The organism is Aeromicrobium sp. REDSEA-S38_B2, from assembly GCF_001628525.1.
GTDB classification, from domain to species: domain Bacteria; phylum Actinomycetota; class Actinomycetes; order Propionibacteriales; family Nocardioidaceae; genus Aeromicrobium; species Aeromicrobium erythreum.
On the sequence record NZ_LUNH01000097.1, the window covers coordinates 18,516 to 42,124 of the forward strand.

Here is a 23,609-nt window from a genome sequence, read left to right on the forward strand (position 1 = left end):
CGGTTCCGGTCAGGCGTCGATCAGGTCGGAGTCGACGTCGTAGGCGCTCTGCACGATGAACTCCTTGCGCGGCGCGACCTCGTTGCCCATGAGGAGCTCGAAGACCGCCGCGGCCTGCTCGGCGTCGTCGACGGTGAGCCGACGCAGGGTGCGATGGCGGGGGTCCATCGTGGTCTCCGCCAGCTGGTCGGCGTCCATCTCGCCGAGGCCCTTGTAGCGCTGGATGGGGTCCTTCCAGCGGACGTTGCGCCGCTTCAGGTCCGCCAGCGTGCGCTGGAGCTCCGCGTCGGAGTAGGTGTACTGGTACTTGTCCTGCCCCTTCTTCGGGTTCGTCAGCTCGATGCGGTGCAGGGGCGGTACGGCCGAGAACACCCGACCCTGCTCGACGAGCGGGCGCATGTAGCGGAAGAAGAGGGTGGCCAACAGGCAACGGATGTGGGCGCCGTCGGAGTCGGCGTCGGCCATGAAGATGATCCGGCCGTAGCGGGCCTGGTCGAGGTCGAACGTGCGCCCGGACCCCGCACCCACGACCTGGATGATCGAGGAGCACTCGACGTTCTTCAGCATGTCGCCCACGCTGGCCTTCTGGACGTTCAGGATCTTGCCGCGGATCGGCAGCAGCGCCTGGAACTCCGAGTCGCGCGCCGACTTCGCCGTGCCGAGCGCCGAGTCGCCCTCGACGATGAACAGCTCGGTGCGCTCGGCGTCGCCCGCGCGGCAGTCGGCCAGCTTGGCCGGCAGGGCACTGGACTCCAGGGCGTTCTTGCGGCGCTGGTTGTCCCGCTGCTGGCGTGCCATGAGACGGGTCCGCGACGCGGCCACGACCTTCTCCATCACCTGCCGCGCCTTCGCCTTCTCGGCCGCCTTCGTCGACGTCAGGAACGCCTTGAGCTCGCGGGAGACGACCTGGTTGACGATGCGCGTGACGGCCGGCGTCCCGAGCACCTCCTTGGTCTGTCCCTCGAACTGCGGCTCGCCGAGCCGCAGTTCGAGGGACAAGGTCTTCGTGACGCCCCGCTCGAAGCCCTGCACGTGCGTGCCGCCCTTGGGGGTGGCGATGATGTTGACGAACGAGCGCAGCTCCGACTCGTAGCCGGTGCCCCAGCGCAGGGCGACGTCGACGCCCAGCTCGCGCTCGACCTCCTGCGGCGTCATGTGTCCCTTGCTGTCGAGCACGGGCACGGTCTCCTTGAACGACCCCTCGCCCTGCAGGCGCAGCACCTCGCTGACCGGCTCGTCGGGCGCCAGGAAGTCGCAGTACTCGGTGATGCCGCCGTCGTGCTTGAACGACTCCTCGACCGGCTCCTCGCCCCGCTCGTCGCGCAGCACGATCTGCAGGCCGGGCACCAGGAACGACGTCTGGCGCGCACGGTTGACCAGCTCGTCGTAGGCGAAGGTCGCGGTCTTGATGAAGATCTGCGGGTCGGCCCAGTAGCGGACCCGCGTGCCCGTGACCGTCTTCTTCACGCGTCCGCCCTTGTGCAGCGTGTTGTCGGGCGTGAAGTCCGCGGCGGGGCCCTCACCGGCGAAGACGCCGGGCTCGCCGCGACGGAACGACATCGACCACGTGGCCCCGGACTTGTCGACCTCGACGTCCAGGCGCGAGGAGAGCGCGTTCACGACCGAGGCGCCGACACCGTGCAGACCCCCGGTCGCGTTGTAGGAGCCACCGCCGAACTTCCCGCCCGCGTGCAGCTTGGTGTAGACCACCTCGACGCCGGTCAGGCCGGTCTTCGGCTCGATGTCGACGGGCACGCCGCGGCCGTTGTCGCGCACCTCGACCGAGCCGTCGGCGTGCAGGACGACGTCGATCCGGTCGCAGTGCCCCGCGAGGGCCTCGTCGACGGAGTTGTCGATGATCTCCCACAGGCAGTGCATGAGACCGCGGGTGTCGGTGGAGCCGATGTACATGCCCGGACGCTTGCGCACGGCCTCGAGGCCCTCGAGGACGAGCAGGTTGCGAGCGTCGTAGGTCGACACGTCCAGGACCTCCAGGAGACGTAGGGGGGATCGTGAGACGTCCGGGCTGCCCGCGTGACGGGCGGACGACGTCCCGCTGCCAGCCTAGTCAGCGCCCCGTCGGTGACCCGTCTGACACGCGGCACGCCGACGTGCGTCCGGGCGTTTGACCCTGCTCGGCAGTATCTATGTCGTATGTCACCTGGGCCTGTGCGGAACAGGCCGCCGTGGTTGGATGTTGTGACAGACGTACCCCCGACGCCGCTGAGGAAGAGAGAACATCATGGCTGCAGTCGCCGAGCTTCCCGGTCTGAACGCGACCGACCGTTGCGACCGGTGTGGAGCACAGGCGTACGTCCGCGTCGAGCTCGCCGGCGGAACCGAGCTGCTCTTCTGCGCACACCACGCCCGCGAGCACGAGGACAAGCTGCGTGAGATCGCCGTGTCGATCCACGACGAGACGGGCCGCCTCGCCGGCGTCCCCGCCCCGGCCCCCGACACCGAGGTCTGAGACCACGGCCGGACGCCGAGGCCTGAGACAGGCTTCGTCCGAGAGCCCCTCGCCGCACTGCGGCGAGGGGCTCTCGTCGTCTGGACGTGCGGGACGAGTCGACGCGTGCCACGCTCGCCGCACCCGGTCGGCAACGCGTCGACCACTGTCCGAGGAGTCCTCATGCAGATCGGTACCTCGCTCTTCCTGCTGGCGGTCGGCGCGATCCTGTCCTTCGCCGTCCAGGACCGCATCAGCGGCGTCGACCTGACGATGGTCGGCTACATCCTCATCGCCGTCGGCGCGCTCGGTCTGGTGCTGTCGCTCATCCTCGGCACGCGCACGCGTCGCGACCTGCCGCCGCCCCGCTGACCGTCCCGGTCGCCGCCGGAGGCTGGCCAGCAACCCGAACACGTTGCTAACGTCATCCACATGAGTGTCGGGGAGGGGCCGGTGGCCCAGGATCCGTTCTGGGGCGTCGTGCGTCGGCGTCGTCCCGACGTCGACCTGGTGCTCCTCACCGGCCGCTCCCCGCTCGACCCTCCCCCGGCCGAGCCGGACGACGCGATCACGCTCGACGAGGCGCGGAAGATCGAGCGTGGCGTCGACGACGCGTACGCGTCGATCCGTCACCTGCTGCCGCCGGACACGCCGTCGCCGACGCGGCTCTGGCGGGCGGCCGACGGCGGACACGCGTACCTGAACGAGAAGGCGCTGCGTGGCCTGGCCGGACCCCGCGCCGTGGTCACCCTCCGTGCCCTCGCACGCTCCCTGCAGGAGCGTGGTTGGGAGATCGGGGCGACGGGCGACGAGCACCGGCCGCACCTCATGGCCACCAACGGCTGGATCGACCTCGACGTCCGCAGCGGCGCCGCGGCGACGCAGCTGCTCATGGCCGGCCCGGTCGTGCCGGTGCGGGCCGACGACCTCGCGACCCTGAAGGCCGAGCGATGAGCAGCGTCGAGGCCGACTGGAACGCCATCACCGCCGCAGCCAGGATCTGGGACGGCGCGGCCGACGGGCTCGACGGTGCGTGGCGACGACTGCACGGCACGACCGGCTCCCCCATGGCGCCCGACGTCGCAGCGGCCTTCGAGACGTTCCGCGAGGCGTGGGTCGACGAGGTCAAGGACGTCGCGACGACCGCGCAGGCGCACGCGGAGTCCCTCGACGACGCCGCCGCGACCTACTCGGCCGTCGACGACGCCGCCTACCAGCGCATCAGGTCGCTGATGCCGTGGTCGTACCGCGACAGCAGCATCGACCCCGACGGCGGTCCGCCGCCGATGCCGACGCCCTCGGCGGGTCCGAGCCCCACCCCCGCTCCCCCGGCCGACTCGGCGCCCGCCACGCCACAGCCCTCGCCCGGCCCGTCGCCCACGCCGTCGCCCAGCCCGACGGGAGGTGACTGACGTGGCCCTGGTGCGAGTCAGTCAGCCCGACCCCTTGCGCACGGAGTCCTCGGCGGTCGCCGCCGTCACCAACGGGGTGCGTGCGACGGGTGAGAGCGTCAGTGACGCCCAGGAGTCGCTCGCCGGGCAGGGCACTCCGTCATCGTGGTCGGGCGACGCGTCCGAGGCCGCCCGCAACGAGTTCACCGCCTTGTCCGGTCGCCTCGACTCCGCCTCGGCGGCATTCGTACGGGCCGTGACCGTGCTCGACGCCTTCGACGACACCGTCCAGACCCTCAGGTCGCGGAGGCTCGACCTGCTCGAGCAGGTCTCGAACCTCAACGGCCGCATCGACACCTACGACGCCGATGTCGCCGCGTCGGACAGGGACGACGCCACCGCGCAGGAGGCGCTCGTCCAGAGGTCGGCCAACCTCGAGCGCGAGGCCACGGCCCTCCAGGCCGACGTCGACGCCTGGAACCGCGACCAGGAGTCGGCCGAGCAGACCGTGATCACGGGACTCCAGGGCGTGGACACCGTCGCTGAGGGCGCGAGCGCGGCGTCGGACCCGAACCGTCCCGACGCCGACGCGCTGGCCGACCAGCTGCAGCAGCGCGTGGACGCCGGCGACCCGGAGGCCGTCGCCGACTGGTGGAGAGGGTTGAGCCCCGACCAGGTCGCCGCGCTGGTCATGCACTCCCCTCAGCTCGTCGGCAACGCGGGAGGCGTCCCGAGCGAGGTCCGCGACGAGGCCAACCGGACGTCGATGCTGAGCGACATCGACTACCTCACCCAACGTCGCGACGACGGCCAGCTGACGGAGCTCGAGCGCCAGCAGCTGATGAATGCCGAGGACGCGCGCTCCGTGCTGGAGGAGAACGCCGATCGTGTCGACCCCGAGACAGGTGAGGACCAGGCGTTCCTGCTGGTGTACCGGCCCGACGCGTTCAACGGCGACGGTGGCGTCGCCATGAGCCTCGGCAACCCCGACACCGCGGACGACGTCACCTCGTTCGTGCCCGGCCTCACCAACGAGGCGACGTCGCTCGGCTCGAACGTCAGCTCCATGGAGCGGCTCATGGACCTGGCCGACGACAAGAACGGTGATCGGACCGTCGCCGCGATCACCTGGATCGACTACGACGCACCCAGCAGCGCCGAGGGCCTCACCGACGACCCCTGGGACTTCGTCCAGGTGGCCGGCCAGGGCAAGGCCACGGACGGCGGCGAGAGGTTCGCGGACTTCGTCGACGGGCTGCGCGCGAGCGACCACCGTCCACCCGGCGAGGATGCCCACTTCACGGCCATCGGACACAGCTACGGCTCGACCACCGTCTCGCACGCCGCCACCGACAACGACCTCCAGGTCGACGACATGGTCCTCATCGGCAGCCCCGGCACCGGCTCCGCCCAGACCGCGACCGACCTGATGCCGGAGGGCCACCTGTTCGTCGGCTCCGCGGACTACGACCCGGTGACCCTGCTGGGCGCGCCGGGCATCGGCGCGCTGGGGCACGACCCGGCGCAGGCCGACTTCGGGGCTCACCGCTTCGAGGTCGATCCCGGGTCGTACCGTGTCCAGGACCTGCTCGAGAACCACTCGTCGTACTTCAACGAGGGCTCGACGTCGCTCGACGCGATGGCAGACGTGGTCGCCGGCCGCACGCCCGACGAGGTGGAGGGCCGCACCCTCGGAAACACGCAGCCCCTCGACACGCTCCTGGTCGGGACGAGCCTCGCCTCGGGCGGTGAGCAGGTGTGGAACGGTGTCGAGTGGACGGGCGAACGCGTCGCCGACGGGGCAGGCTGGGCCTGGGACCGGGCGAAGGACGCCGGCAGCTGGCTGAACCCCTTCGACTGAGAGGCCGGGATGAGACGTTCGAGGATCGTGGTGGGAGTCGTGATGATGGCCAGCCTGTTCGGGTGTGGCGGTGGTGGCGGCGGGGCCGACGACCCGGCGGACGCCGAGCGCGTGGCCGCGCAGACCCGCAGCGCCGCGCAGGAGACGTTCGACGCCATCGGTCGAGGCGTGGAGGTGCTCGGCTACACCAGCACCGGCGCGGGCCGCTGGGTGATCTGCGGCATGGAACCCAGTCCCAACGGCACGCAGTACGTGGCAGAGATCGCCGTGACCCAGAGCAACGTCCCGCCGTCGCAGTACGGTGCCGTCGTCCGCGAGCAGGCCGAGGCGCAGGGCTGGAGCGTCGAGCAGGTCGCCGGCGACACCCTCGAGGGCCGCAAGGACGGGTTGCGGCTGCGCGCCCAGTACGGGTCCGCAGCCATGAACCTCTCGGTCCGGAGCCGGTGCCTGGACGTGCCGAAGGACGAGATCCGTCGACTCACCGACCTCCCGAAGGACGAGCTGGGAGTCGAGCCGCCGGCCTGACCGCGCCGCACGGACAGGGTCCGACCTTCGGCTGATACACGACCACGGCCCGCCTCGAGGATCTCGGGGCGGGCCGTCGTCGTGTCGGGCTGTGGGCTCAGTCCAGGTAGTCGCGCAGCACCTGCGAGCGGGACGGGTGGCGCAGCTTGCTCATCGTCTTGGACTCGATCTGGCGGATGCGCTCACGCGTGACGCCGTAGACCTTGCCGATCTCGTCGAGGGTCTTCGGCTGGCCGTCGGTCAAGCCGAAGCGCATCGAGACGACGCCCGACTCGCGCTCGCTGAGCGTGTCGAGCACCGCGTGCAGCTGCTCCTGCAGCAGCGTGAACGACACGGCGTCGGCCGGGACGATCGCCTCGGAGTCCTCGATGAGGTCACCGAACTCGCTGTCGCCGTCCTCGCCGAGGGGCGTGTGCAGCGAGATCGGCTCGCGCCCGTACTTCTGGACCTCGACGACCTTCTCCGGCGTCATGTCCAGCTCGAGCGCCAGCTCCTCCGGGGTGGGCTCGCGGCCCAGGTCCTGCAGCATCTGGCGCTGCACGCGGGCCAGCTTGTTGATGACCTCGACCATGTGCACCGGGATGCGGATCGTGCGGGCCTGGTCGGCCATGGCGCGGGTGATCGCCTGGCGGATCCACCACGTCGCGTACGTGGAGAACTTGAAGCCCTTGGTGTAGTCGAACTTCTCGACCGCACGGATCAGACCCAGGTTGCCCTCCTGGATCAGGTCGAGGAAGAGCATGCCGCGGCCGGTGTAGCGCTTCGCGAGCGAGACGACCAGACGCAGGTTGGCCTCGAGCAGGTGGTTCTTCGCCCGACGACCGTCGACGACGATCCAGTCGAGCTCCTCGCGCGTCTTCTCGGAGATGCGGCCGCCCTTGCCGAGCTTCTCCTCGGCGAACAGGCCGGCCTCGATCCGCTTGGCGAGCTCGACCTCCTCACCGGCGGTGAGCAGGGAGACCTTGCCGATCTGCTTGAGGTAGTCCTTGACCGGGTCGGCCGTGGCGCCGGCGACGAGCACCTGCTGCACCGGCTCGTCGGACTCGTCGGCGGCCGACAGCGTGAAGCTGGACTCCTCGTCCTCCTTCAGCGTCGGGTCGTTCTTGAGGTCCTTGACGAACTCCTCGTCGGAGATGTCCGGCAGGACCTTCTTGCCCTGGGCGTCGACCTTCGCGGCCTGACCGCCCTCCGGCACGTCGAGCGCGTCGGCGATGTCGACGGGCGCGTCGGCAGTCTTCTTCGCCGCGGCCTTCTTGGCCGGCGCCTTCTTGGCGGCCGTCTTCTTGACCGGCGCCTTCTTCGCGGGAGCGGGGGCGGCGGTCTTCTTGGAAGTCTTCGTCACGGGCTCTTCTGATCTCGCGGGTGGGCTGGACGATCGTGCTGCGCGCTACCCCGGACGGTCTCGGCGAGGGGGTCGACGACGGTTCCGGCGTGGCGGGACGGCAGGATCTGACACCTGCGTCCGATGACGGAACTCACCGAGGACTCACCTCCCTGACCTGTCTGAGGGCGCACCAAAGAGGCCTGCGGTCAACCTCTGCGTGACCCAGTGTGCCACGGGACACAACCGGCGTGGTCGGACCCCCTGGATGGTCCGCGCGCCCTGCGACCTCAGTCGAGCGGCCAGGTGTGCACCGGCTCGTTGGTGTGCATGAGCTCCGCGTAGCGCCGGGTGACGGCACGCAGCGCCTCGGTGCGGTCACCCGTCCGCCCCAGCTCCTGCTCGACGGCCGAGACCAGCCAGGTCGCGCCGTTGGCGCCGCGGACGCACCGCTGCTCCACGACGTCGAGCAGCCGGTCGGAGACCGCCGCGTCGACGCCCATCTGGGCGAGACCCTCGTGCGCGAGCGGCAGGAGGTGACGCAGCACCAGCTCGCGGACGGAGACGGTGCCGACCGACGGCCAGTACTGGTCGGCCTCGATGCCCACCCGCGCCGCCTGGTGGAAGTTCTCCTCGGCCGCCTTGAACGAGAGCTGCGACCAGACCGGACGCTCGCTCTGGCGCATCACCTGGACGAGGCCGTAGAACAGGGCCGCGTTGGCGACCGTGTCGACCACCGTCGGACCGGCGGGCAGCAGTCGGTTCTCCACCCGCAGGTGCGGACGACCGTCGCTCACGTCGTAGATCGGCCGGTTCCACCGGTAGACGGTCCCGTTGTGCAGCAGCAGCTCGGCGAGCGACGGGACGCGCCCGGCCTCGAGCTCGGCCACCGGGTCCTCGTCCTCCACGATCGGCAGCAGCGCCGGGAAGTACCGGACGTTCTCCTCGAAGAGGTCGAAGACCGAGGTGATCCACCGCTCGCCGAAGAAGACCCGCGGCCGGACGCCCTGAGCCTTCAGCTCCTCGCTGCGCGTGTCGGTCGCCTGCTCGAACAACGGGATCCGCGTCTCGTGCCAGAGCTGACGGCCGAGGAGGAACGGGGAGTTGGCGCCCACGGCCACCTGGACGCCGGCGATGGCCTGCGCGGCGTTCCACGTGGCCGCGAAGTCGTCGGGCTCGACCTGCAGGTGCAGCTGCGTGCTCGTGCAGGCCGCCTCGGGCACGATCGTGTCGGCCGTGGTCTCCAGCCGGTCGACCCCGTCGATGACGATCGCGATGTCCTCACCACGCGCCGAGAGGATCTGGTCCGACAGCAGGTGGTAGCGCGGGTTCGGCGACAGCGACTCCTGACCGAGGTGCTCCGAGCGCAGCGTCGGCAGCACCCCGACCATCAGCAGTCCGGCCTCGGCGCGTGCCGCCTTCCCCTGCGCCTCGTTGAGGTCGCGGCGGACCGTCCGCTCCAGCACGGCGAAGCCGTCACCACTGGCCGGCTGCGGGGGGACGTTGATCTCGATGTTGAACAGCCCGAGCTCGGTCTGGAACGCCTCGTCGGCGATCGCCTCCAGCGCCTCGGCGTTCCTCATCGCAGGGTCGCCGGCGTCGTCGACGAGGTTCAGCTCGATCTCGACGCCGATCTGCGGCTCGCCCACGGAGAAGTCGTGCTCGGAGAGCATCCGGGCGAACACGTCGAGGCAGCGTCGTACCTTCTCCCGGTAGCGCGTCCGGTCCTCACGCGTGAAGGTCCTGTCGTCGACGTCCTGACCCATGCGTTCACCCTAGGGGCGACGCTCGTCCCGTGCGCGTCATCGCAGCGAGCCCGCACCCGCGTAGGCCGCACGGACGATCTCCCGCAGCCGCCGAGGGTGCGTGCCGAGGCGGAGCGCGTCGCCGAGGGTCGCTGCCATCGCGTAGCCCGGGTCCGCGCTCGTGGCCCTGTCGAACCCCATGGCGGCCTGCGCGCCGTCGCCCCGCAGGTACGCGAGGTAGCCGGCCACCGTGTACGGCACGGCGGCGTAGACACCGGGCGAGCGCCGGGCCAGCTCGCGCCACGTGACGAGCCGCTCGGGACCTGCGTCCTCGAGCGTCGGCCAGAGCCCGTCGCGGACCGCCCCCAGGGTCAGCCAGACACCGAGGCGCAGCAACGACCGAGCCTCCACCGCGTCGACCCCGGAGTCCTCGGCGGTGCGCACGACGTCCTGCACCTCCTGCAACCCGGTGACGGCGAGGTCGATCGGCTCGCGCCACGCCTGCTCCACCAGCTCCCGCTCGACCTGGACCACCTGGGTCACGAGCCACGTCGAGCCCGGCCCGTCGCAGGGGCGCCAGCGGTCCTCCAGCACCGTGCGGTCGGGCAGCACCTCCTGGCCCGCGACGACGGCCTCGAGCACCGCCGGGTGGTGCGGGCTGAGGTCGAGCGGCGTCCCGGTCTCATCGTCGTCCGACGCGGTCCAGTAGCGCGTGGTGTCGGTCCAGGCGACGACGACGGGTCGGATCGCGCCGAGCGCGCCCTCGACCGCGCGCGCTGCCTGGGCGGCTCGCTCGACCCGGGTCGAGACGACGAGCACGATGGCGCCGTCGGCGCCCTGGGCGCGCAGGTGTCCGGCCACGAAGCGGCCCACGTGCTGCACGTGGTCGTCCTGGTCCGGCAGGTCCACGCGCATCGTGAAGCCGAGACGCTGTCGAGGCCCGCTCGTCGCGATCGCGCAGATCGACTCGTGCGGGGCGAAGCCGAGCGCGGCGGGCAGGAGGTTGAAGAGGTCGGCCACGTCGTGGGCCGTGTACACGGGCTGGGAGGTCATGGACCCAACCTGCTGCTCGCGGACGGCGTGTGGCGGCGCTCGTCCTCCGCCTGTGGACGGACGGCAGGCGGGGACGCCCCCGGCGACCCAGGGTGTGGACGCAGCGACCGTCGGCGGTCCGCAGCAGAATGGGGCCATGCGGTCCACGGCGTCGGTTCTCCACCTCGACCTCGACGCCTTCTTCGCCTCGGTGGAGCAGCGCGACAAGCCGTCGCTGCGCGGTCGGCCGGTGATCGTCGGCGGCATCGGCCAGCGCGGCGTGGTCTCCACCTGCTCCTACGAGGCACGCGTGCACGGCGTCCGCTCGGCGATGCGCATGGCGGAGGCCCGGGCGCGGTGCCCCCACGCGGCGTTCCTCTCGGGTCGCTTCGACGCCTACCGCGAGGCGAGCACCCTCGTCATGCGACGCCTGCGCGAGGAGTCGCCGCTCGTCGAGCCGCTCTCGCTCGACGAGGCCTACGTCGACCTCGCGGCCGGCGCCGACGACGACCTCTCCCCCGACGCCGTCCTCGAGCGTGTCGAGACGCTGCGCCGCGACATCACCGAGATCACCGAGGGCCTCACGGCGTCGGTCGGCGTCGCGTCCTCCAAGCTCATGGCGAAGATCGCCAGCGAGCTGCGCAAGCCCGACGGCGTGTTCGTCGTGGCCCCCGGCACCGAGCTCGCGCTGCTGGAACCGATGCAGGTACGGGCGATCCCGGGCGTCGGTCCCGCCACGGCCGAGCGGCTGCGTCGGATCGGCGTCGGCACGGTCGGCGAGCTGCGCGAGCGCGACGAGGACGAGCTGGTCCGGCTGCTGGGATCGGCGTCGGGGCGCTCCCTCGCCCGCCTCGCCCGCGCCGACGACGACCGTCCTGTCGTCGCGGAGCGCGAGGCGAAGTCGATCAGCGTCGAGGACACCTTTCCCGATGACGTCACCGACCGCGCCCGGCTCGAGGGGGTCGTCGACACGATGGCACGGCGGGTCGGCGGACGGCTGCGCAGCGCGGGGCTGTCCGGCCGCACCGTCACCCTGAAGATCCGCTACCACGACTTCGAGACCCACACCCGCTCCACGACCCTCGCGGGCCCCACCGACTCGCCCACGCTGCTCGCCGCGAGCGCGCAGGGCCTGCTCGCCGCCACGGACCTGTCCGGGGGCCTGCGCCTGGTCGGCGTCGGGGTCAGCGGGCTCGCCGACTGGGTGCAGGACGACCTCTTCGCCGAGCCCGAGCCAGACCCCGACACGCAGACCGCGGACGAGCCGTCCGCCGGTCCCGAGCCCGACGCCACACCCGCGCTCCGCTCCCCCGACCCCAGCCCGGCCTGGAGCCCCGGTGCCGACGTCCACCACCGCGACCACGGCGACGGCTGGGTGTGGGGCGCGGGCCTCGGCCGGGTGACGGTCCGCTTCGAGACCCGACTCACCGGCCCCGGGCCCGTGCACACCTTCGCGGCCGACGACGACGCCCTCACCCCCGGTCACACCGGGCCCACGCGCCCGCGCCGACCCGACGAGCTGGCCGCGCCGATCGCTGCGGAGCGGTCGAGCGACGAGGGCCTGGGTGCCGGGCGATAGCGTCACCGCATGACGTCGACGCACGAACCGCCCGTCGCCCCTCAGCACCCGGTCGTCCGCCGCCACCACGGCGACGAGGTCGAGGACCCGTACGAGTGGCTCCGCGACAAGGACGACCCACGCACCCTGGCGCACCTCGAGGCCGAGAACGCGTACGCGGAGGCCCGGACGGCGCACCTCGCCGACCTGCGCGGCCGGCTGTTCGAGGAGATCCGCTCGCGGACCCTCGAGACCGACCTCTCCGTGCCCGTGCGGCACGGCGGCTGGTGGTACTACTCGCGCACCGTCGAGGGCAGCCAGTACGCCATCCGGTGCCGCACCGCGGTCTCCTCCCCCGACGACTGGGACCCGCCGACGCTCGTGCCGGGCGAGCCCGTGCCCGGCGAGGAGGTCCTGCTCGACTCGAACGTCGAGGCCGAAGGGCATGACTTCTTCTCCCTCGGCGGGTTCTCGCTGAGCGACGACGGCAGCCTGCTCGCGTGGTCGACCGACGTGGTGGGCGACGAGCGCTACACGATCCGCGTCAAGGGCCTACGCACCGGCGAGCTGCTCGCCGACGAGATAGCCGGCACGAGCGGCGGCGTCACGTGGTCCACCGACGGCAGCCACCTCTTCTACACGACCGTCGACGACGCGTGGCGCCCGCACCGCGTCTGGCGGCACCGGCTGGGCTCCGACGCCGACGACGTGCTCGTGCACGAGGAGACCGACGAGCGGTTCTTCACCGGGGTCGGGCGCACCCAGTCCGAGCGCTACCTCGTGATCGGTGCGTCGTCGAAGATCACGAGCGAGGTGCTCGTCCTCGAGGCCGACGACCCGACCGGCGACTTCAGTGTCGTGGTGCCGCGGCGCGACGGCGTCGAGTACTCGCTCGAGCACGCGGTGGTCGCCGGACGCGACCTGTTCCTGGTGCTGCACAACGACGGCGCGGAGGACTTCGAGCTCGGTGCGCTTCCCGTCGACGCCGCACCGGTCGATCGACCGCTGCGCGAGGCGCTCGAGACGGTCGTGGCGCACCGCCCGGGCACACGCCTGGAGGGCATCGACGTCTTCGCGCGGTCGCTCCTGCTCTCCTACCGTCGCGAGGCGCTGACGCGTGTCGCCATCGCGAGCATCGACGACGACGGTCTCGGCGAGCCGCGCGAGATCGACTTCGGCGAGGAGCTGTTCACCGCGGGGGTGGGCGCGAACGCCGAGTGGGACCAGCCCGTGATCCGCCTGGGGATGGGGTCGCTCGTCACGCCCAGCACGGTGCTCGACCTCGTCGTCGAGACGGGCGAGCTGGTCGTGCGCAAGCAGCAGACGGTGCTCGGCGGCTACGACCCCGCCGACTACGTGCAGCACCGCACGTGGGCCACCGCCGACGACGGCACGCTGGTGCCGATCTCGCTCGTGGCCCGTGCCGACACCCCGCGCGACGGCTCCGCCCCCGCCCTGCTCTACGGGTACGGCTCCTACGAGATCAGCATCGACCCCGGCATGTCCGTGCCGCGGCTGTCGTTGCTCGACCGCGGCTTCGTGTTCGCCATCGCGCACGTCCGCGGCGGCGGCGAGCTCGGTCGCGCCTGGTACGACCACGGCAAGCTGACCCACAAGAAGAACACCTTCTCCGACTTCGTCGCCGCGGCACGTCACCTCGTGGCAGAGGGCTGGACGTCGCCCGAGCGGCTCGTCGCGGAGGGCGGCAGCGCCGGCGGGCTCCTCGTCGGCGCCGCCCTGAACCTGGCGCCCGAGGCGTTCGGCGCCGTCGTGGCGGAGGTCCCGTTCGTGGACGCCCTCACGACGATCCTCGACCCGAGCCTGCCGCTGACCGTCATCGAGTGGGACGAGTGGGGCGACCCGCTGCACGACCCCGACGTCTACGCCTACATGAAGTCGTACACGCCCTACGAGAACGTCGGCGAGGTCGCCTACCCGCCGGTGCTCGCGGTCACCAGCCTGAACGACACGCGCGTGCTCTACGTGGAGCCCGCGAAGTGGGTCGCCCGGCTGCGCGAGCGGTCGACCGGCGAGGTCCCCGCCCTGCTCAAGACCGAGATGAACGCGGGCCACGGCGGCGTGAGCGGACGCTACGCGGCCTGGCACGAGCGGGCCTGGGAGCTGGCGTGGATCATCGACGTCGTCGGGGCGCCCCACGAGCCCCGACCGGCTGCGACCGATGTCGGTGCCGGCTCGTAGGCTGCTCGCGTGCTCCGCATCGCCACGGTCAACGTCAACGGCATCCGCGCCGCCCTCCGACGCGGCATGGGTCCCTGGCTCGAGGCTGCCGACGCCGACGTCGTCACCCTGCAGGAGGTCCGCGCGCCCGACGCGCTCGTGCACGAGCTGATGGCCGAGACCGGCTACCACGTCGTGCACACCGAGGCGGCCGCCAAGGGCCGCGCGGGTGTCGCGGTGCTCAGCCGCACCGAGCCCAAGGCGCACCGCGTCGGGCACGGCGACCCGTCCTTCGACGACGCCGGCCGCTGGGTCGAGTCCGACATCGTGCTGCCCGACGGCAGTCTCCTCACGGCCGTGTCGGCCTACGTCCACTCCGGCGGCGTCGGCACGCCGAGCCAGGACGAGAAGTACCGCTTCCTCGACCAGCTGCTGGTGCGCCTCGGCGAGCTGCGCGACCACGCCGACCACGCGGTGGTCACCGGCGACTTCAACATCGGCCACACCGAGCTCGACATCAAGAACTGGAAGGGCAACCTCAAGAAGGCGGGGTTCCTCCCAGAGGAGCGCGCGTACCTCGACCGCGTGCGCGACGAGCTCGGCTGGGTCGACGTCGCGCGGGTGCACGCCGGCGAGGTCGACGGCCCGTACACCTGGTGGTCGTGGCGGGGCCAGGCGTTCGACAACGACACCGGCTGGCGGATCGACTACCAGCTCGCCACGCCCGAGCTGGCCGCCTCGGTCAGCGCCGCCCGCGTCGACCGTGCCGCGACCTACGCGGAGCGGTTCTCCGACCACGCACCGCTCGTCGTCGACTACGCCCTCTGACGGTGGCACTCGCCCGCGTCCTCGGACCCGTCCGAGCGACCGGCCTCGGGGCCGGGTCGATGCTGGGGGCCGGCGTGTTCGTCGCGCTCGGCCCGGCCGTCGGTCGCACCGGCGTCTTCGTCGTGTGGGCGGTGCTGCTCGCGGCGCTCGTCGCGGGGCTCAACGCCCTGGCGTCGGCCCGCCTCGCGACCCGCTACCCCGCCGCGGGCGGCACCTACGTGTTCGCGCGGGAGCGGCTCGGGCCTGCCTGGGGGCACCTCGCGGGCTGGGTGTTCGTGGTCGGGAAGACCGCATCGTGCGCGGCGATGGCGCTGGCGGTGGGGGCTCACCTGGCGCCTGGTCACGCGACCACGCTCGCGGTCGTCGCGGTCGCCGTGCTGACGGCCGTCGACCTCGCCGGCGCCCGCCGCTCGGCTGATGCGCTCACCGTGTCGGCGGTGCTGGTCGTGCTGGTGGTCGGGGCGTCGTCGCTCCTCGTCCTGGGCGGGACGCCGCGCGAGGACGGCGTCGGCCACGCCATCGACCTGCAGGCGGTCCCCCAGGCCGCCGCGCTGCTCTTCTTCGCCTTCGCCGGCTACGCCCGCCTCGCGACGCTCGGCGAGGAGGTGCGCGACCCGGCGCGCACCATCCCGCGCGCCGTCGCCGTCTCCTTCGCGGTGGTCACGGCCCTCTACGTGGTCGCCGCTGCGGCCGTCGCCCACGCGCTGCCCCCGGACGTCGCCGACGCCAGCGACCGGGCCGTCGCCGACGCGGTCGACACGCTGGGTCACCCCGCGCTCACCACCGCCGTGGCCGTCACGGCCGTGGTCGCGGCGGGCGGCGCGCTGCTGTCGCTGCTCGGCGGGGTCAGCCGCACCACCCTGGCCATGAGCCGCGACCGTCACCTCCCGCGGGCGCTCGCGCGCGAGTCGTCGCGCGGCGTGCCCGCGGCCGCCCAGGTCGCGGTGGCGGTCGTCGTCGTGGCCGCACTCCCGTTCGTCGACGCGGCGGAGGCCGTGGCTGCCTCGAGCGGCTGCGTGCTGGTCTACTACGCCCTCACCAACGCTGCGGCACTCACGCTCGACGGGACCGTCCTGCGGGTGCTCGCGGCGGCGGGCCTCCTCGGGTGCCTCCTGCTCGTCCTCTCCCTGCCGGTCGCCGGCGTGCTCTGGACGCTCGCGGTGGTCGTCGCCGGTCTCGCCGCCGGCCGCCTCACCCTCCGCCGCGCCGCGGCCTGAGCCGCCCGCTGCTCCCACTCCCCGCGTTTCGTGGAGTGGGAGTGCGGGCTCAGCGCAATACATCAGGTGCTGATATAGTTGGTTGCATGCAGCAACCTGATGTCGCGCGCCTGTCCCAGGCCCTGCGGGAGCTGGTCGCGGTCGTGTCCCGCGACTCGGCCACGCGAGGCCTGAGCCGCACGGCGGCAGGGACGCTGTCCGCGCTCGACCGGCACGGTCCGAGCCGCGTCTCGGACCTGACCCGGCTCGAGGCCGTCGGCCAGCCCGCGATGACCGGACTCGTCCAGCGGCTCGAGGCCACCGGCCTCGTCAGCCGCACGAGCGACCCCAGCGACCGCCGAGCGACCCTCGTCGCGATCACCGACGCCGGACGCTCCGCCCTCGCGGAACGACGCCGGAGCCAGGACGCCCTGATCGCCGCCCGACTCGGCCGCCTCTCACCCGACCGACTCGACGCCCTCGGCCACGCCGTCGACGCGCTCGTCGAGCTGACCCAGGAGGACCATGACCAGCCCCACTGACCAGACACCCGACACCGGCGGCCACGGCTCCGCCCGAGCAAGCCTGCTCGGACAGCCGAAGGCCGTCTACGCGGTCGCCTTCGCCTGCGTGATCTCCTTCATGGGGATCGGTCTCGTCGACCCCATCCTGCCCGCCCTGAAGGAGCAGCTCGACGCCACCGAGAGCGAGGTGACGCTGCTCTTCACCAGCTACCTCGTGGTCACCGCGGTCGCCATGCTCGTGACCAACGCGGTCTCCAGCCGCTTCGGCGCCAAGCGCACGCTCGTGGTCGGTCTGGCCATCATCGTGGTCTTCTCGGCGCTCGCGGGGTCGAGCGGCAGCATCGAGGGCATCGTCGCCTTCCGCGCCGGCTGGGGACTGGGCAACGCCCTGTTCATCGCCACCTCGCTCGCCGCCATCGTCTCGAGCGCGCGGGGCGGGTTCGCCGGGGCGATCATCCTCTACGAGGCGGCGCTCGGCCTCGGCATCGCAGCCGGCCCCCTGGTCGGCGGCACCCTGGGCAACATCAGCTGGCGCGGCCCGTTCTACGGCGTCGCCGTCCTCATGTCGATCGCGCTCGTCGCGACGGTGCTCCTGCTGCCGTCCACGCCGAAGCCCACGCACGCGACGCCGATCAGCGCCCCGCTCAAGGCGCTGCGCCACCGCGGCCTGGCGACGATGAGCGTGGCCGCCCTGCTCTACAACTGGGGCTTCTTCACGATGCTCGGGTACGCCCCGTTCCCGATGGCGCTGTCCATCACCCAGCTCGGCTGGGTCTTCTTCGCCTGGGGCGTCCTGGTCGCGTTCTTCTCGGTGGTCGCCGCCCCGTGGCTGCAGCAGCGCTTCGGCACGTCGGTCTCGCTCTACGCCGCCTTCACCCTCTTCGCCATCGACCTCGCGCTGATGGCGACCGACCCCACCGACCAGCGGCTCATGGTCGGCTGCGTCATCGCGGCGGGCATCTTCATCGGCATCAACAACACGCTCATGACGCAGGCCGTCATGACCATCTCGCCGGTCGAGCGTCCCGTGGCGTCCGCCGCGTACGGCTTCGTCCGCTTCATCGGCGGCGGCCTCGCGCCGTTCGCCGCCGGCCGGATGGTGCAGGCCTGGTCGGTGCACGTGCCGTTCGCCGTCGCGGCGGTTGCCGTGCTGGGCGCCGCGGTCGTCCTGTCCACCGCCCACCGGGCCCTGCGCGACGCCGACGCCGGGCTCGACGAGGACGGTCACGTCGTCACCGACCAGGACGACGTCGCGGGCGAGGTCGCCGACGAGTTCGGCGGCGCACCCGGCGCCATCGACGAGGCGCTGCACGCCCGCTGAGCCGGTCCACGACGACGGGGCGCGCACCTTCGTGGTGCGCGCCCCGTCTGCTCGGGACCCCGGTCCGGCCGGTCAGGTCAGGTCAGTTGAACCGGACCTTCACCGACGCCCCCTTCTCCGACAGCACCCGGACCTTGACCCCCGCACCGGGCAGCTTCACGCCGTGCTGCGGCGCCTCCGCGTAGAAGTACTTCTTCGTGTCGTCGAAGAGCGGAGCGGCGGCCTGTCCACGGACGTACGTGGGCTTGCCGTCGGTGTGCAGCGTCATCGAGTCGGCCCTGCGCGTCGAGAACGGCGCGTCGTAGACCTGCACGCGGGCGCGGAACGGCTTGCCCGTCGTCCGGTCGATGATCGGTCGGGGCCGGGCATCGATCGGCAGGTTCCGACCCTCGCCCGGGTGGGTGATGGTGTTGTTGTCGGCCTGCGACGTGTCCCAGTAGGAGATCAACAGACCCTGCTGGTAGGCGTAGTGCTCGACCCAGTCGGGGCGCGTGCTCGCGAAGCCGAAGTTGTACGGCCCCGTCCGCAGGTACCGGTCGTAGGAGACGTACGAGCGGTGCCCCATGACGTAGAAGTTGTCGTAGAGGTCCGTCGTCGACGATCCCACGACGCTGAACCCGTCGAGGGTCCAGGCACCCGCACCGTCCTCCGCACCGTCCGACGTCAGCGTCGAACCGCCGGCGGTCACCGCGACGTCGTCGAGGAACAGGCCGGGCAGCGCGAGACCGCCGTCGGTCTTGTACAGGAACCGCAGCTGGACGCTCTCACCTGCGTAGGCGTCGAGCGGCACCGAGAGGTCGGTCCACGTCTTCTGCTCACCGTCGATGCCCGGGCGACCGGACGTGTCCTCGCCGATGGGCGTGCCCCCGACGGTCCCGTCGAGCGCGGTCCACGTCGAGCCGCCGTCGGTCGAGGCCTGGACGTACGCGTAGTCGTAGCCCTCCTCGATCTCGTACCTGACCTTCGCCGTCAGCGTCGCGTCGCTCGCGCCCGCCGGGATGTCGACCTTCGTCGTCATCGTGGTGGCGAGGTCGTCACCGGAGCCGGAGTGGAACTGCTTCGAGCCCGCTGCCGGTGCACCCAGGTCACGGGTGACCTCCTTCTTCGGGAGCACCACGACGGCTCCCTGCGCCTTCGCGGTGTTGTACTCCTGGGGCCCGAGCTCGAGCGTCCGCTTCTCCTTGGCCCCGACGACCTCGTAGTCGAGCCAGCCGAGCTGCAGCTTCTCCCACGCGCCCAGGTCGCCCGCGCGCTCGCCGAGGGCCTCGCCCTTGGCGTTGAGTCGCGACTGCGCCATGAGCGTCCAGTACTCGTTGCTGTTGTCGCCGCCCGCCGTGCTGTACGCGTCGGGCAGGCCGAGGTCGTGACCGTACTCGTGGACGAAGACGGAGAGACCGCCGTTCTCCGGCTGGACGGTGTAGTCGCCGATCCAGAGCCCGGTGTCGCCGATCTGCGTGCCGCCGAGGCGGTTCTGCGACGGTCCCGTGACGCCCTGGTCGGTGAGGAAGGCGTACCAGCGGTGCGACCAGATGGCGTCCTCGCCGTAGGTCGCGTCGCCGTCCTCCTCGCCGTGCCCGGCGTGGACGATCTGGAAGTGGTCGATGTAGCCGTCGGGCTCGTTGAAGTCGCCGTCGCCGTCGTAGTCGTAGCGGTCGTAGACGTCGTACTCGGCGAGCTGCTGCTTGATCTGCGCGTCGGTGCGGCCCGCCTTGCGCTGGTCGGCCACCCACTGGGTCGTGGCGTCCTGGATCAGGTTCCACGTCGAGGCGTCGTCGCGGCCGTAGCGGGCGGTGTTGTACTTCACCTTCACCCAGTCCGAGACGGTTCCGTCGACCGTGTAGCGACCCGACGACTGCGTCTCGTAGTACGTCTTGACCGACTCGGCGCCCTTGCCCTCCTTGAAGTAGAGGTCCTGGTAGTGCTGACGGTCGTAGTCGGGCTGCCAGACGGTCGAGTTGTCCTTCGTCCGGTCCGGCTCCTCGATCTGGTTGTGCTGCGGACCGTCGAACTTCTCGGGTCCGGGCGTCGACGGATCGGTGTCGGCGTCCGGGTAGTCGGGGTGCCGCTCGTCGCCGAACTCGGCGAGGATGACGAAGACCTTGTCGGCGCGCTCCTGCGACAGCTCGACGTACTGGTCCTTGCGCTTGCCCCTCGCGGCGCGCTCCTTCGCGCCGCGCGACGCCTTCGGGCTCGCGAGCGTCGCGGCGTCGGCCGGTGCGGCTGCCTCGCCGACCTTGACGACGGTGCTGCCGTTGCGGGTGACGGGCTTCGCCTCACCGCTCACGACGGACGCGACGGCCTGCTCGCGCAGCTCCCGACGCTTGTCCTCGAGCGGGTTCGGCAGGTCGTGGTCCTTCTGGACGCGGTCGACCCCCTGCTGCGGCGGCGCCTCGGCCGCCGTGGTCGGTGCTGCGAACGTGAGTCCGAGCGATGACGCGAGCCCGATCCCGAGCACGCATGACGTGACACGCTTCACGTGGTCCCCCCTAGGAACAACTGATGTCTCGGGGGCCGGTCGGCCCCCTGTCGCATCGGCGGGCCGGTGGGCTCGTCCGACACGAGGCTCGGGCCAACCTAAACGTTTCCTGAGGACGACGACAGTCTTGACTTCACCGGTGACTAGTACTAACGAACTAGTTCTTCGGCCGATCTCAGGTGAGGACCTAGTGCCCGGGACCTAAAGGTGTGAGACTGACCAGGTTCGGTCCCCGTCACCAGGAGCAGCATGCGTACCACCATCGCCGTCGTCCTCACCGCGCTCCTCGTGAGCCTCACGGGAGGCTCCGCCCACGCCGTGGTGCGGGTCAGCGTGTACTCCCAGCAGATCCTCGAGCAGACCAACGGGGTCCGGGCGAAGTTCGACCGCCCCAAGCTCGCGCTCAACAGCTGCATGGACGGCTACGCCGACTCCTGGGCCAAGCACCTCGCCACGCAGGAGAAGGCGCTCGTCCACCGCTCGTCCGCGTCGCTGCAGGCGATCATGAAGAAGTGCGGCCTGCGCAGCATCGGCGAGAACCTGGCGTTCGGCTACCCGGACGGTCGCAGCGTCGTCGGCCGTTCCACCGACAAGGTCTGCTCGTCCTCGTGCTCCAAGGTCAACTGGATGACCTCCGGCGGTCACCGCGCCAACCAGATGAACGCCGCGTTCCGCCGCATCGGCGTGGGCGCGTGGCGCGACAGCAACGACCGCTACTACTCCGTCGCGCTGTACGGACAGCCCCGCTAGTCGCCCTCGTCGGGTCGGGCCTCCGACGCGCCGAGACGGCGTTCGGCCCGCGTCGCGACCGTGTCCTAGGCTGGTGTCGTTGCCGTTGGATTTAACCGTGCCGGCAGCTCGGGGACCGCACACCGGGCGCTCTGCTCAGCGGGTGAAACGACGGACGACGCGTCCACGACGGTCGTGGACGCACCCGAAGGAGTAGTAGGAAAGATGGCAACCGGAACGGTCAAGTGGTTCAACGCCGACAAGGGCTTCGGCTTCATCGCGCCCGACGACGGCAGCGAGGACGTCTTCGCCCACTTCAGCGCGATCCAGACGAGCGGCTACCGCTCGCTCAACGAGAACCAGAAGGTCGAGTTCGACGTCGAGCAGGGCCAGAAGGGCCTGCAGGCGGCGAACATCCGTCCGCTGGACTGACCTCAGCACCGACGACACGGCCCCGCGGAGCGCATGCTTCGCGGGGCCGTGTCACGTCGCCGGCGCGTGAGGGACACGCGGCGACCGCACCGGGTCAGGTCTCAGAGGTGACCGGACTCGTCCCAGGCGTGCTGGGCGAAGTCGGTGCCCCGCTCGCGGACCGCCTGCGTCGCGTCCGTGGCGACCGGTCGGTCCAGGACGCCCAGCGGACGCCCGGGGAACCGGGCGGACGCGGCAGCGACGTCGGAGGGGCGGAAGTCGAAGGTCAGATCGTCCATGTTCATGAGGCTAGTCTCATGTTCGGCGGTCCGACACCCCTACCCGACGGTAGTCTTCGGCGGCGGCTCAGCGGACGGCGCGGCGTAGCTCGCCGAGACGTCGACGCACCTCGCCGGCACGGAGGTGGTCGACGTTCAACGGCGGCTCGAGCTGCTCCACGACGTGCTGGGCGAGCTCGCGGATCGCCTCGCGGTCGTGCATCGGCCAGGTGACGACCCGCAGGTGCTGCTGCATCCAGTCGGCGACCACCGGGTCGTCCAGGCCGTGTGCTCGTAGCGGCTCCTGCAGGATCGTGGCCAGCGCGGCACGGAAGGTCGACGAACGCGACCGCCCGTGCAGCTGGACGGTCTGCACGAGGTGGCGCACCGTCGTGACGACGTCGTCGGTGCGGCCCACGGCTCCCGCGTGGCCCACGTGCAGCACGCCGGCGCCGACAGGCAGCATCAGGCTGCGGTTGAGCACCCGGGCGCCCTCGGCGTCGACGTGCCAGGCGAACACCCCCGCGACCTCCTGGATCGCGTCGAGGTCCTGGGGCCGCACGGCGTGCTCGGCGCTGGCGAGATGCTCGACCGCCGCCAGCACGGCGTCGCCGGGACCATCCTGCATCGGACCTGCCTGTGCCAGAGGTGCCTGCTCGGCGCGACGCTCCGGGGGCGTCACGGGCTCCTCCTCGACCTCGGCCTCGGTCTCGACCACGGGCACGGGCACGGCCTCCTCGACAGCGACCCGAGGCTCGGCGACGACGGGCACGGGACGTGGCTCGTCGCCGCCGACCGTCACCTCCGCACCGGCGTCCTGGAGCACCGCGGCGAGGGGTCCGACGTACGCCTGGGGAGCGACGAGGTGCACCCGCCTGCCGGCCACCGGCCCGTCGAGGGACTCCAGACGCACCAGGACCCACTGCGCCCAGACGCCGCGGTAGACCGGGGCGAGGTCGGCGAGGTCGCGCGAGTCGGGCGAGACCCACTCCCCTGGCTCGAGCAGCCCATGCTCGGCCGAGAGCACGAACCACGTCGCGCCTCGTGCCTGCGCACGGAGTCGGGCGGCCTGGAAGCGGTCCGCGCGGTAGACCTCGCGGGCGGGGGCCGGCACGAGCACCCGCTCCCCCGCACCGGCGAGCAGCAGCACGTCGGCGGACTCGGCGGTCGGGTCGCGGACCTCCAGGCGAGGCCCGGCGAGCCCCGCTCGCTCGACGATGTCCTCGAAGGTCGCCAACCGCGCCGAGGGCCCCGGAGCGTCGTGCCGCGCCTCGACGTCGGGCTCGGGCCGCGCCTGGACGACGGTCGCCTCGGTGAAGGCCGACCTGGCGAGCCTCGCCTCGCGACGGGCCCGGTCGACGGGTGCAGCGGGGGGCAGCAGGTCGGCCGGGTCCTCGGGCAGGTCGGGGTCCAGCTTGCGTTCCTCGGGCGGGATCACCTCGTACAGACCGCGGGCGACACGCCGGAACAGCGACGACCTCACCGCGAACTGCGGCTGCTTGGGCCGACCGCCCTCGCACAGGCCCACCAGGTGCGCGCGGATGGTGGCCTGGCTCACCTCGGGGTAGCGTCGGGCGAACCACCGGTGGACGTGCTCGTAGCCGAACGGGTCGGGCATCGCGTCGGCGCACTCGTACATCAGCTGCCAGACTGGCTTGTCGTACTTCATCGCACCTCCCGATCCCCTGTGATGCCGCTCCTCGACAGGTACGCAGAGACCACGACCCGCGATCCATGACGCGACGGGACGTGGATCACAGGGAATGCGGGCGAGCGACGCGTCGTT

At 71.6% G+C, this 23,609-nt stretch carries 21 protein-coding genes; 14 read left to right on the plus strand and 7 right to left on the minus strand.

Going from position 1 to position 23,609, the window contains the following annotated elements:
• Positions 1-9: 9 nt before the first annotated feature.
• Positions 10-1,995: a DNA gyrase/topoisomerase IV subunit B gene (locus A6Q81_RS15940; RefSeq protein WP_502692831.1), complete on the minus strand. Its 1,986-nt coding sequence runs from the start codon at positions 1,993-1,995 to the stop codon at positions 10-12.
• A gap of 247 nt (positions 1,996-2,242) precedes the next feature.
• On the opposite strand from A6Q81_RS15940, the gene A6Q81_RS15945 reads away from it, so the two are divergent.
• The 6 genes from A6Q81_RS15945 to A6Q81_RS15970 all read left to right on the plus strand — a co-directional run bounded on the left by A6Q81_RS15945 (position 2,243) and on the right by A6Q81_RS15970 (position 6,226).
• On the plus strand, positions 2,243-2,470 hold the full coding sequence (locus tag A6Q81_RS15945) for a DUF7455 domain-containing protein (RefSeq protein ID WP_286691071.1): 228 nt from the start codon (positions 2,243-2,245) through the stop codon (positions 2,468-2,470).
• Between the two features lie 162 nt (positions 2,471-2,632).
• Complete coding sequence (locus A6Q81_RS15950; protein WP_067857049.1) at positions 2,633-2,821, plus strand: DUF6458 family protein; 189 nt, start codon at positions 2,633-2,635, stop codon at positions 2,819-2,821.
• A gap of 60 nt (positions 2,822-2,881) precedes the next feature.
• The gene (locus A6Q81_RS15955; RefSeq protein ID WP_286691072.1) at positions 2,882-3,403 is read left to right on the plus strand and encodes a hypothetical protein; all 522 of its coding nucleotides are present in this window, start codon (positions 2,882-2,884) and stop codon (positions 3,401-3,403) included.
• Positions 3,400-3,861: a hypothetical protein gene (locus A6Q81_RS15960; RefSeq protein ID WP_067857044.1), complete on the plus strand. Its 462-nt coding sequence runs from the start codon at positions 3,400-3,402 to the stop codon at positions 3,859-3,861. The genes A6Q81_RS15955 and A6Q81_RS15960 overlap by 4 nt, the downstream gene beginning before the upstream one ends.
• Before the next feature lies 1 nt (position 3,862).
• Complete coding sequence (locus A6Q81_RS15965; RefSeq protein ID WP_286691073.1) at positions 3,863-5,701, plus strand: alpha/beta hydrolase; 1,839 nt, start codon at positions 3,863-3,865, stop codon at positions 5,699-5,701.
• Between the two features lie 9 nt (positions 5,702-5,710).
• A complete protein-coding gene (locus A6Q81_RS15970; RefSeq protein WP_144433728.1) occupies positions 5,711-6,226 on the plus strand; it encodes a hypothetical protein in 516 nt (171 codons plus the stop codon).
• Between the two features lie 97 nt (positions 6,227-6,323).
• Here A6Q81_RS15970 and A6Q81_RS15975 read toward each other — a convergent pair whose 3' ends face one another.
• From A6Q81_RS15975 to A6Q81_RS15985, 3 genes are all read right to left on the minus strand, one after another.
• Entirely contained in the window at positions 6,324-7,568 is a 1,245-nt protein-coding gene (locus A6Q81_RS15975; protein WP_083516350.1) for an RNA polymerase sigma factor, read from the minus strand.
• A gap of 269 nt (positions 7,569-7,837) precedes the next feature.
• A complete protein-coding gene (locus A6Q81_RS15980) occupies positions 7,838-9,313 on the minus strand; it encodes a glutamate-cysteine ligase family protein (protein ID WP_286691074.1) in 1,476 nt (491 codons plus the stop codon).
• Positions 9,314-9,349: 36 nt separating this feature from the next.
• Positions 9,350-10,345, minus strand: a complete 996-nt coding sequence (locus A6Q81_RS15985; RefSeq protein WP_067857026.1) for a DUF4192 domain-containing protein — start codon at positions 10,343-10,345, stop codon at positions 9,350-9,352.
• Between the two features lie 136 nt (positions 10,346-10,481).
• Here A6Q81_RS15985 and A6Q81_RS15990 point away from each other — a divergent pair, with 136 nt between their 5' ends.
• The 6 genes from A6Q81_RS15990 (at position 10,482) to A6Q81_RS16015 (ending at position 17,929) form a co-directional block, all read left to right on the plus strand.
• Complete coding sequence (locus tag A6Q81_RS15990) at positions 10,482-11,903, plus strand: DNA polymerase IV (RefSeq protein ID WP_067861493.1); 1,422 nt, start codon at positions 10,482-10,484, stop codon at positions 11,901-11,903.
• Positions 11,904-11,912: 9 nt separating this feature from the next.
• Positions 11,913-14,081 (plus strand): S9 family peptidase, encoded by a 2,169-nt coding sequence (locus A6Q81_RS15995; protein WP_286691075.1) that lies wholly within the window; start codon positions 11,913-11,915, stop codon positions 14,079-14,081.
• A 9-nt stretch (positions 14,082-14,090) separates the two neighbouring features.
• The gene (locus A6Q81_RS16000) at positions 14,091-14,888 is read left to right on the plus strand and encodes an exodeoxyribonuclease III (protein ID WP_067857022.1); all 798 of its coding nucleotides are present in this window, start codon (positions 14,091-14,093) and stop codon (positions 14,886-14,888) included.
• A gap of 2 nt (positions 14,889-14,890) precedes the next feature.
• Entirely contained in the window at positions 14,891-16,105 is a 1,215-nt protein-coding gene (locus tag A6Q81_RS16005; RefSeq protein WP_286691076.1) for an APC family permease, read from the plus strand.
• Positions 16,106-16,191: 86 nt separating this feature from the next.
• Positions 16,192-16,626: a MarR family winged helix-turn-helix transcriptional regulator gene (locus A6Q81_RS16010; RefSeq protein ID WP_067857020.1), complete on the plus strand. Its 435-nt coding sequence runs from the start codon at positions 16,192-16,194 to the stop codon at positions 16,624-16,626.
• Positions 16,610-17,929, plus strand: a complete 1,320-nt coding sequence (locus A6Q81_RS16015) for an MFS transporter (protein WP_067857014.1) — start codon at positions 16,610-16,612, stop codon at positions 17,927-17,929. Before A6Q81_RS16010 ends, A6Q81_RS16015 begins: the two co-directional genes overlap by 17 nt.
• Positions 17,930-18,011: 82 nt before the next feature.
• Here the strand turns inward: A6Q81_RS16015 and A6Q81_RS16020 are convergent, their stop codons facing one another.
• A complete protein-coding gene (locus A6Q81_RS16020; RefSeq protein WP_286691077.1) occupies positions 18,012-20,405 on the minus strand; it encodes an immune inhibitor A domain-containing protein in 2,394 nt (797 codons plus the stop codon).
• Positions 20,406-20,654: 249 nt separating this feature from the next.
• Between A6Q81_RS16020 and A6Q81_RS16025 the strand changes: the two genes are divergently transcribed.
• Both A6Q81_RS16025 and cspE read left to right on the plus strand, forming a co-directional pair.
• Positions 20,655-21,155, plus strand: coding sequence for a CAP domain-containing protein (locus A6Q81_RS16025; protein WP_067857008.1), 501 nt, complete (start codon positions 20,655-20,657; stop codon positions 21,153-21,155).
• A 204-nt stretch (positions 21,156-21,359) separates the two neighbouring features.
• Complete coding sequence (gene cspE / locus A6Q81_RS16030) at positions 21,360-21,566, plus strand: transcription antiterminator/RNA stability regulator CspE (RefSeq protein WP_055967782.1); 207 nt, start codon at positions 21,360-21,362, stop codon at positions 21,564-21,566.
• Between the two features lie 101 nt (positions 21,567-21,667).
• Here cspE and A6Q81_RS16035 read toward each other — a convergent pair whose 3' ends face one another.
• Together A6Q81_RS16035 and A6Q81_RS16040 are read right to left on the minus strand one after the other, a co-directional pair.
• Positions 21,668-21,844: a hypothetical protein gene (locus tag A6Q81_RS16035; RefSeq protein ID WP_158509198.1), complete on the minus strand. Its 177-nt coding sequence runs from the start codon at positions 21,842-21,844 to the stop codon at positions 21,668-21,670.
• Between the two features lie 67 nt (positions 21,845-21,911).
• Entirely contained in the window at positions 21,912-23,492 is a 1,581-nt protein-coding gene (locus A6Q81_RS16040) for a DUF7669 domain-containing protein (protein ID WP_286691078.1), read from the minus strand.
• Positions 23,493-23,609: the final 117 nt, after the last annotated feature.

Coding starts and splice junctions, on each gene's coding strand:
- A6Q81_RS16025 (WP_067857008.1), top strand. CDS start 20,655: ATGCGTACCACCATCGCCGTCGTCCTCACCGCGCTCCTCGTGAGCCTC.
- A6Q81_RS15960 (WP_067857044.1), top strand. CDS start 3,400: ATGAGCAGCGTCGAGGCCGACTGGAACGCCATCACCGCCGCAGCCAGG.
- A6Q81_RS15950 (WP_067857049.1), top strand. CDS start 2,633: ATGCAGATCGGTACCTCGCTCTTCCTGCTGGCGGTCGGCGCGATCCTG.
- A6Q81_RS15985 (WP_067857026.1), bottom strand. CDS start 10,345: ATGACCTCCCAGCCCGTGTACACGGCCCACGACGTGGCCGACCTCTTC.
- A6Q81_RS15980 (WP_286691074.1), bottom strand. CDS start 9,313: ATGGGTCAGGACGTCGACGACAGGACCTTCACGCGTGAGGACCGGACG.
- A6Q81_RS16015 (WP_067857014.1), top strand. CDS start 16,610: ATGACCAGCCCCACTGACCAGACACCCGACACCGGCGGCCACGGCTCC.
- A6Q81_RS15945 (WP_286691071.1), top strand. CDS start 2,243: ATGGCTGCAGTCGCCGAGCTTCCCGGTCTGAACGCGACCGACCGTTGC.
- A6Q81_RS15955 (WP_286691072.1), top strand. CDS start 2,882: ATGAGTGTCGGGGAGGGGCCGGTGGCCCAGGATCCGTTCTGGGGCGTC.
- A6Q81_RS15995 (WP_286691075.1), top strand. CDS start 11,913: ATGACGTCGACGCACGAACCGCCCGTCGCCCCTCAGCACCCGGTCGTC.
- A6Q81_RS16040 (WP_286691078.1), bottom strand. CDS start 23,492: ATGAAGTACGACAAGCCAGTCTGGCAGCTGATGTACGAGTGCGCCGAC.
- A6Q81_RS15970 (WP_144433728.1), top strand. CDS start 5,711: ATGAGACGTTCGAGGATCGTGGTGGGAGTCGTGATGATGGCCAGCCTG.
- A6Q81_RS16035 (WP_158509198.1), bottom strand. CDS start 21,844: ATGGACGATCTGACCTTCGACTTCCGCCCCTCCGACGTCGCTGCCGCG.
- cspE (WP_055967782.1), top strand. CDS start 21,360: ATGGCAACCGGAACGGTCAAGTGGTTCAACGCCGACAAGGGCTTCGGC.
- A6Q81_RS15990 (WP_067861493.1), top strand. CDS start 10,482: ATGCGGTCCACGGCGTCGGTTCTCCACCTCGACCTCGACGCCTTCTTC.
- A6Q81_RS16010 (WP_067857020.1), top strand. CDS start 16,192: ATGCAGCAACCTGATGTCGCGCGCCTGTCCCAGGCCCTGCGGGAGCTG.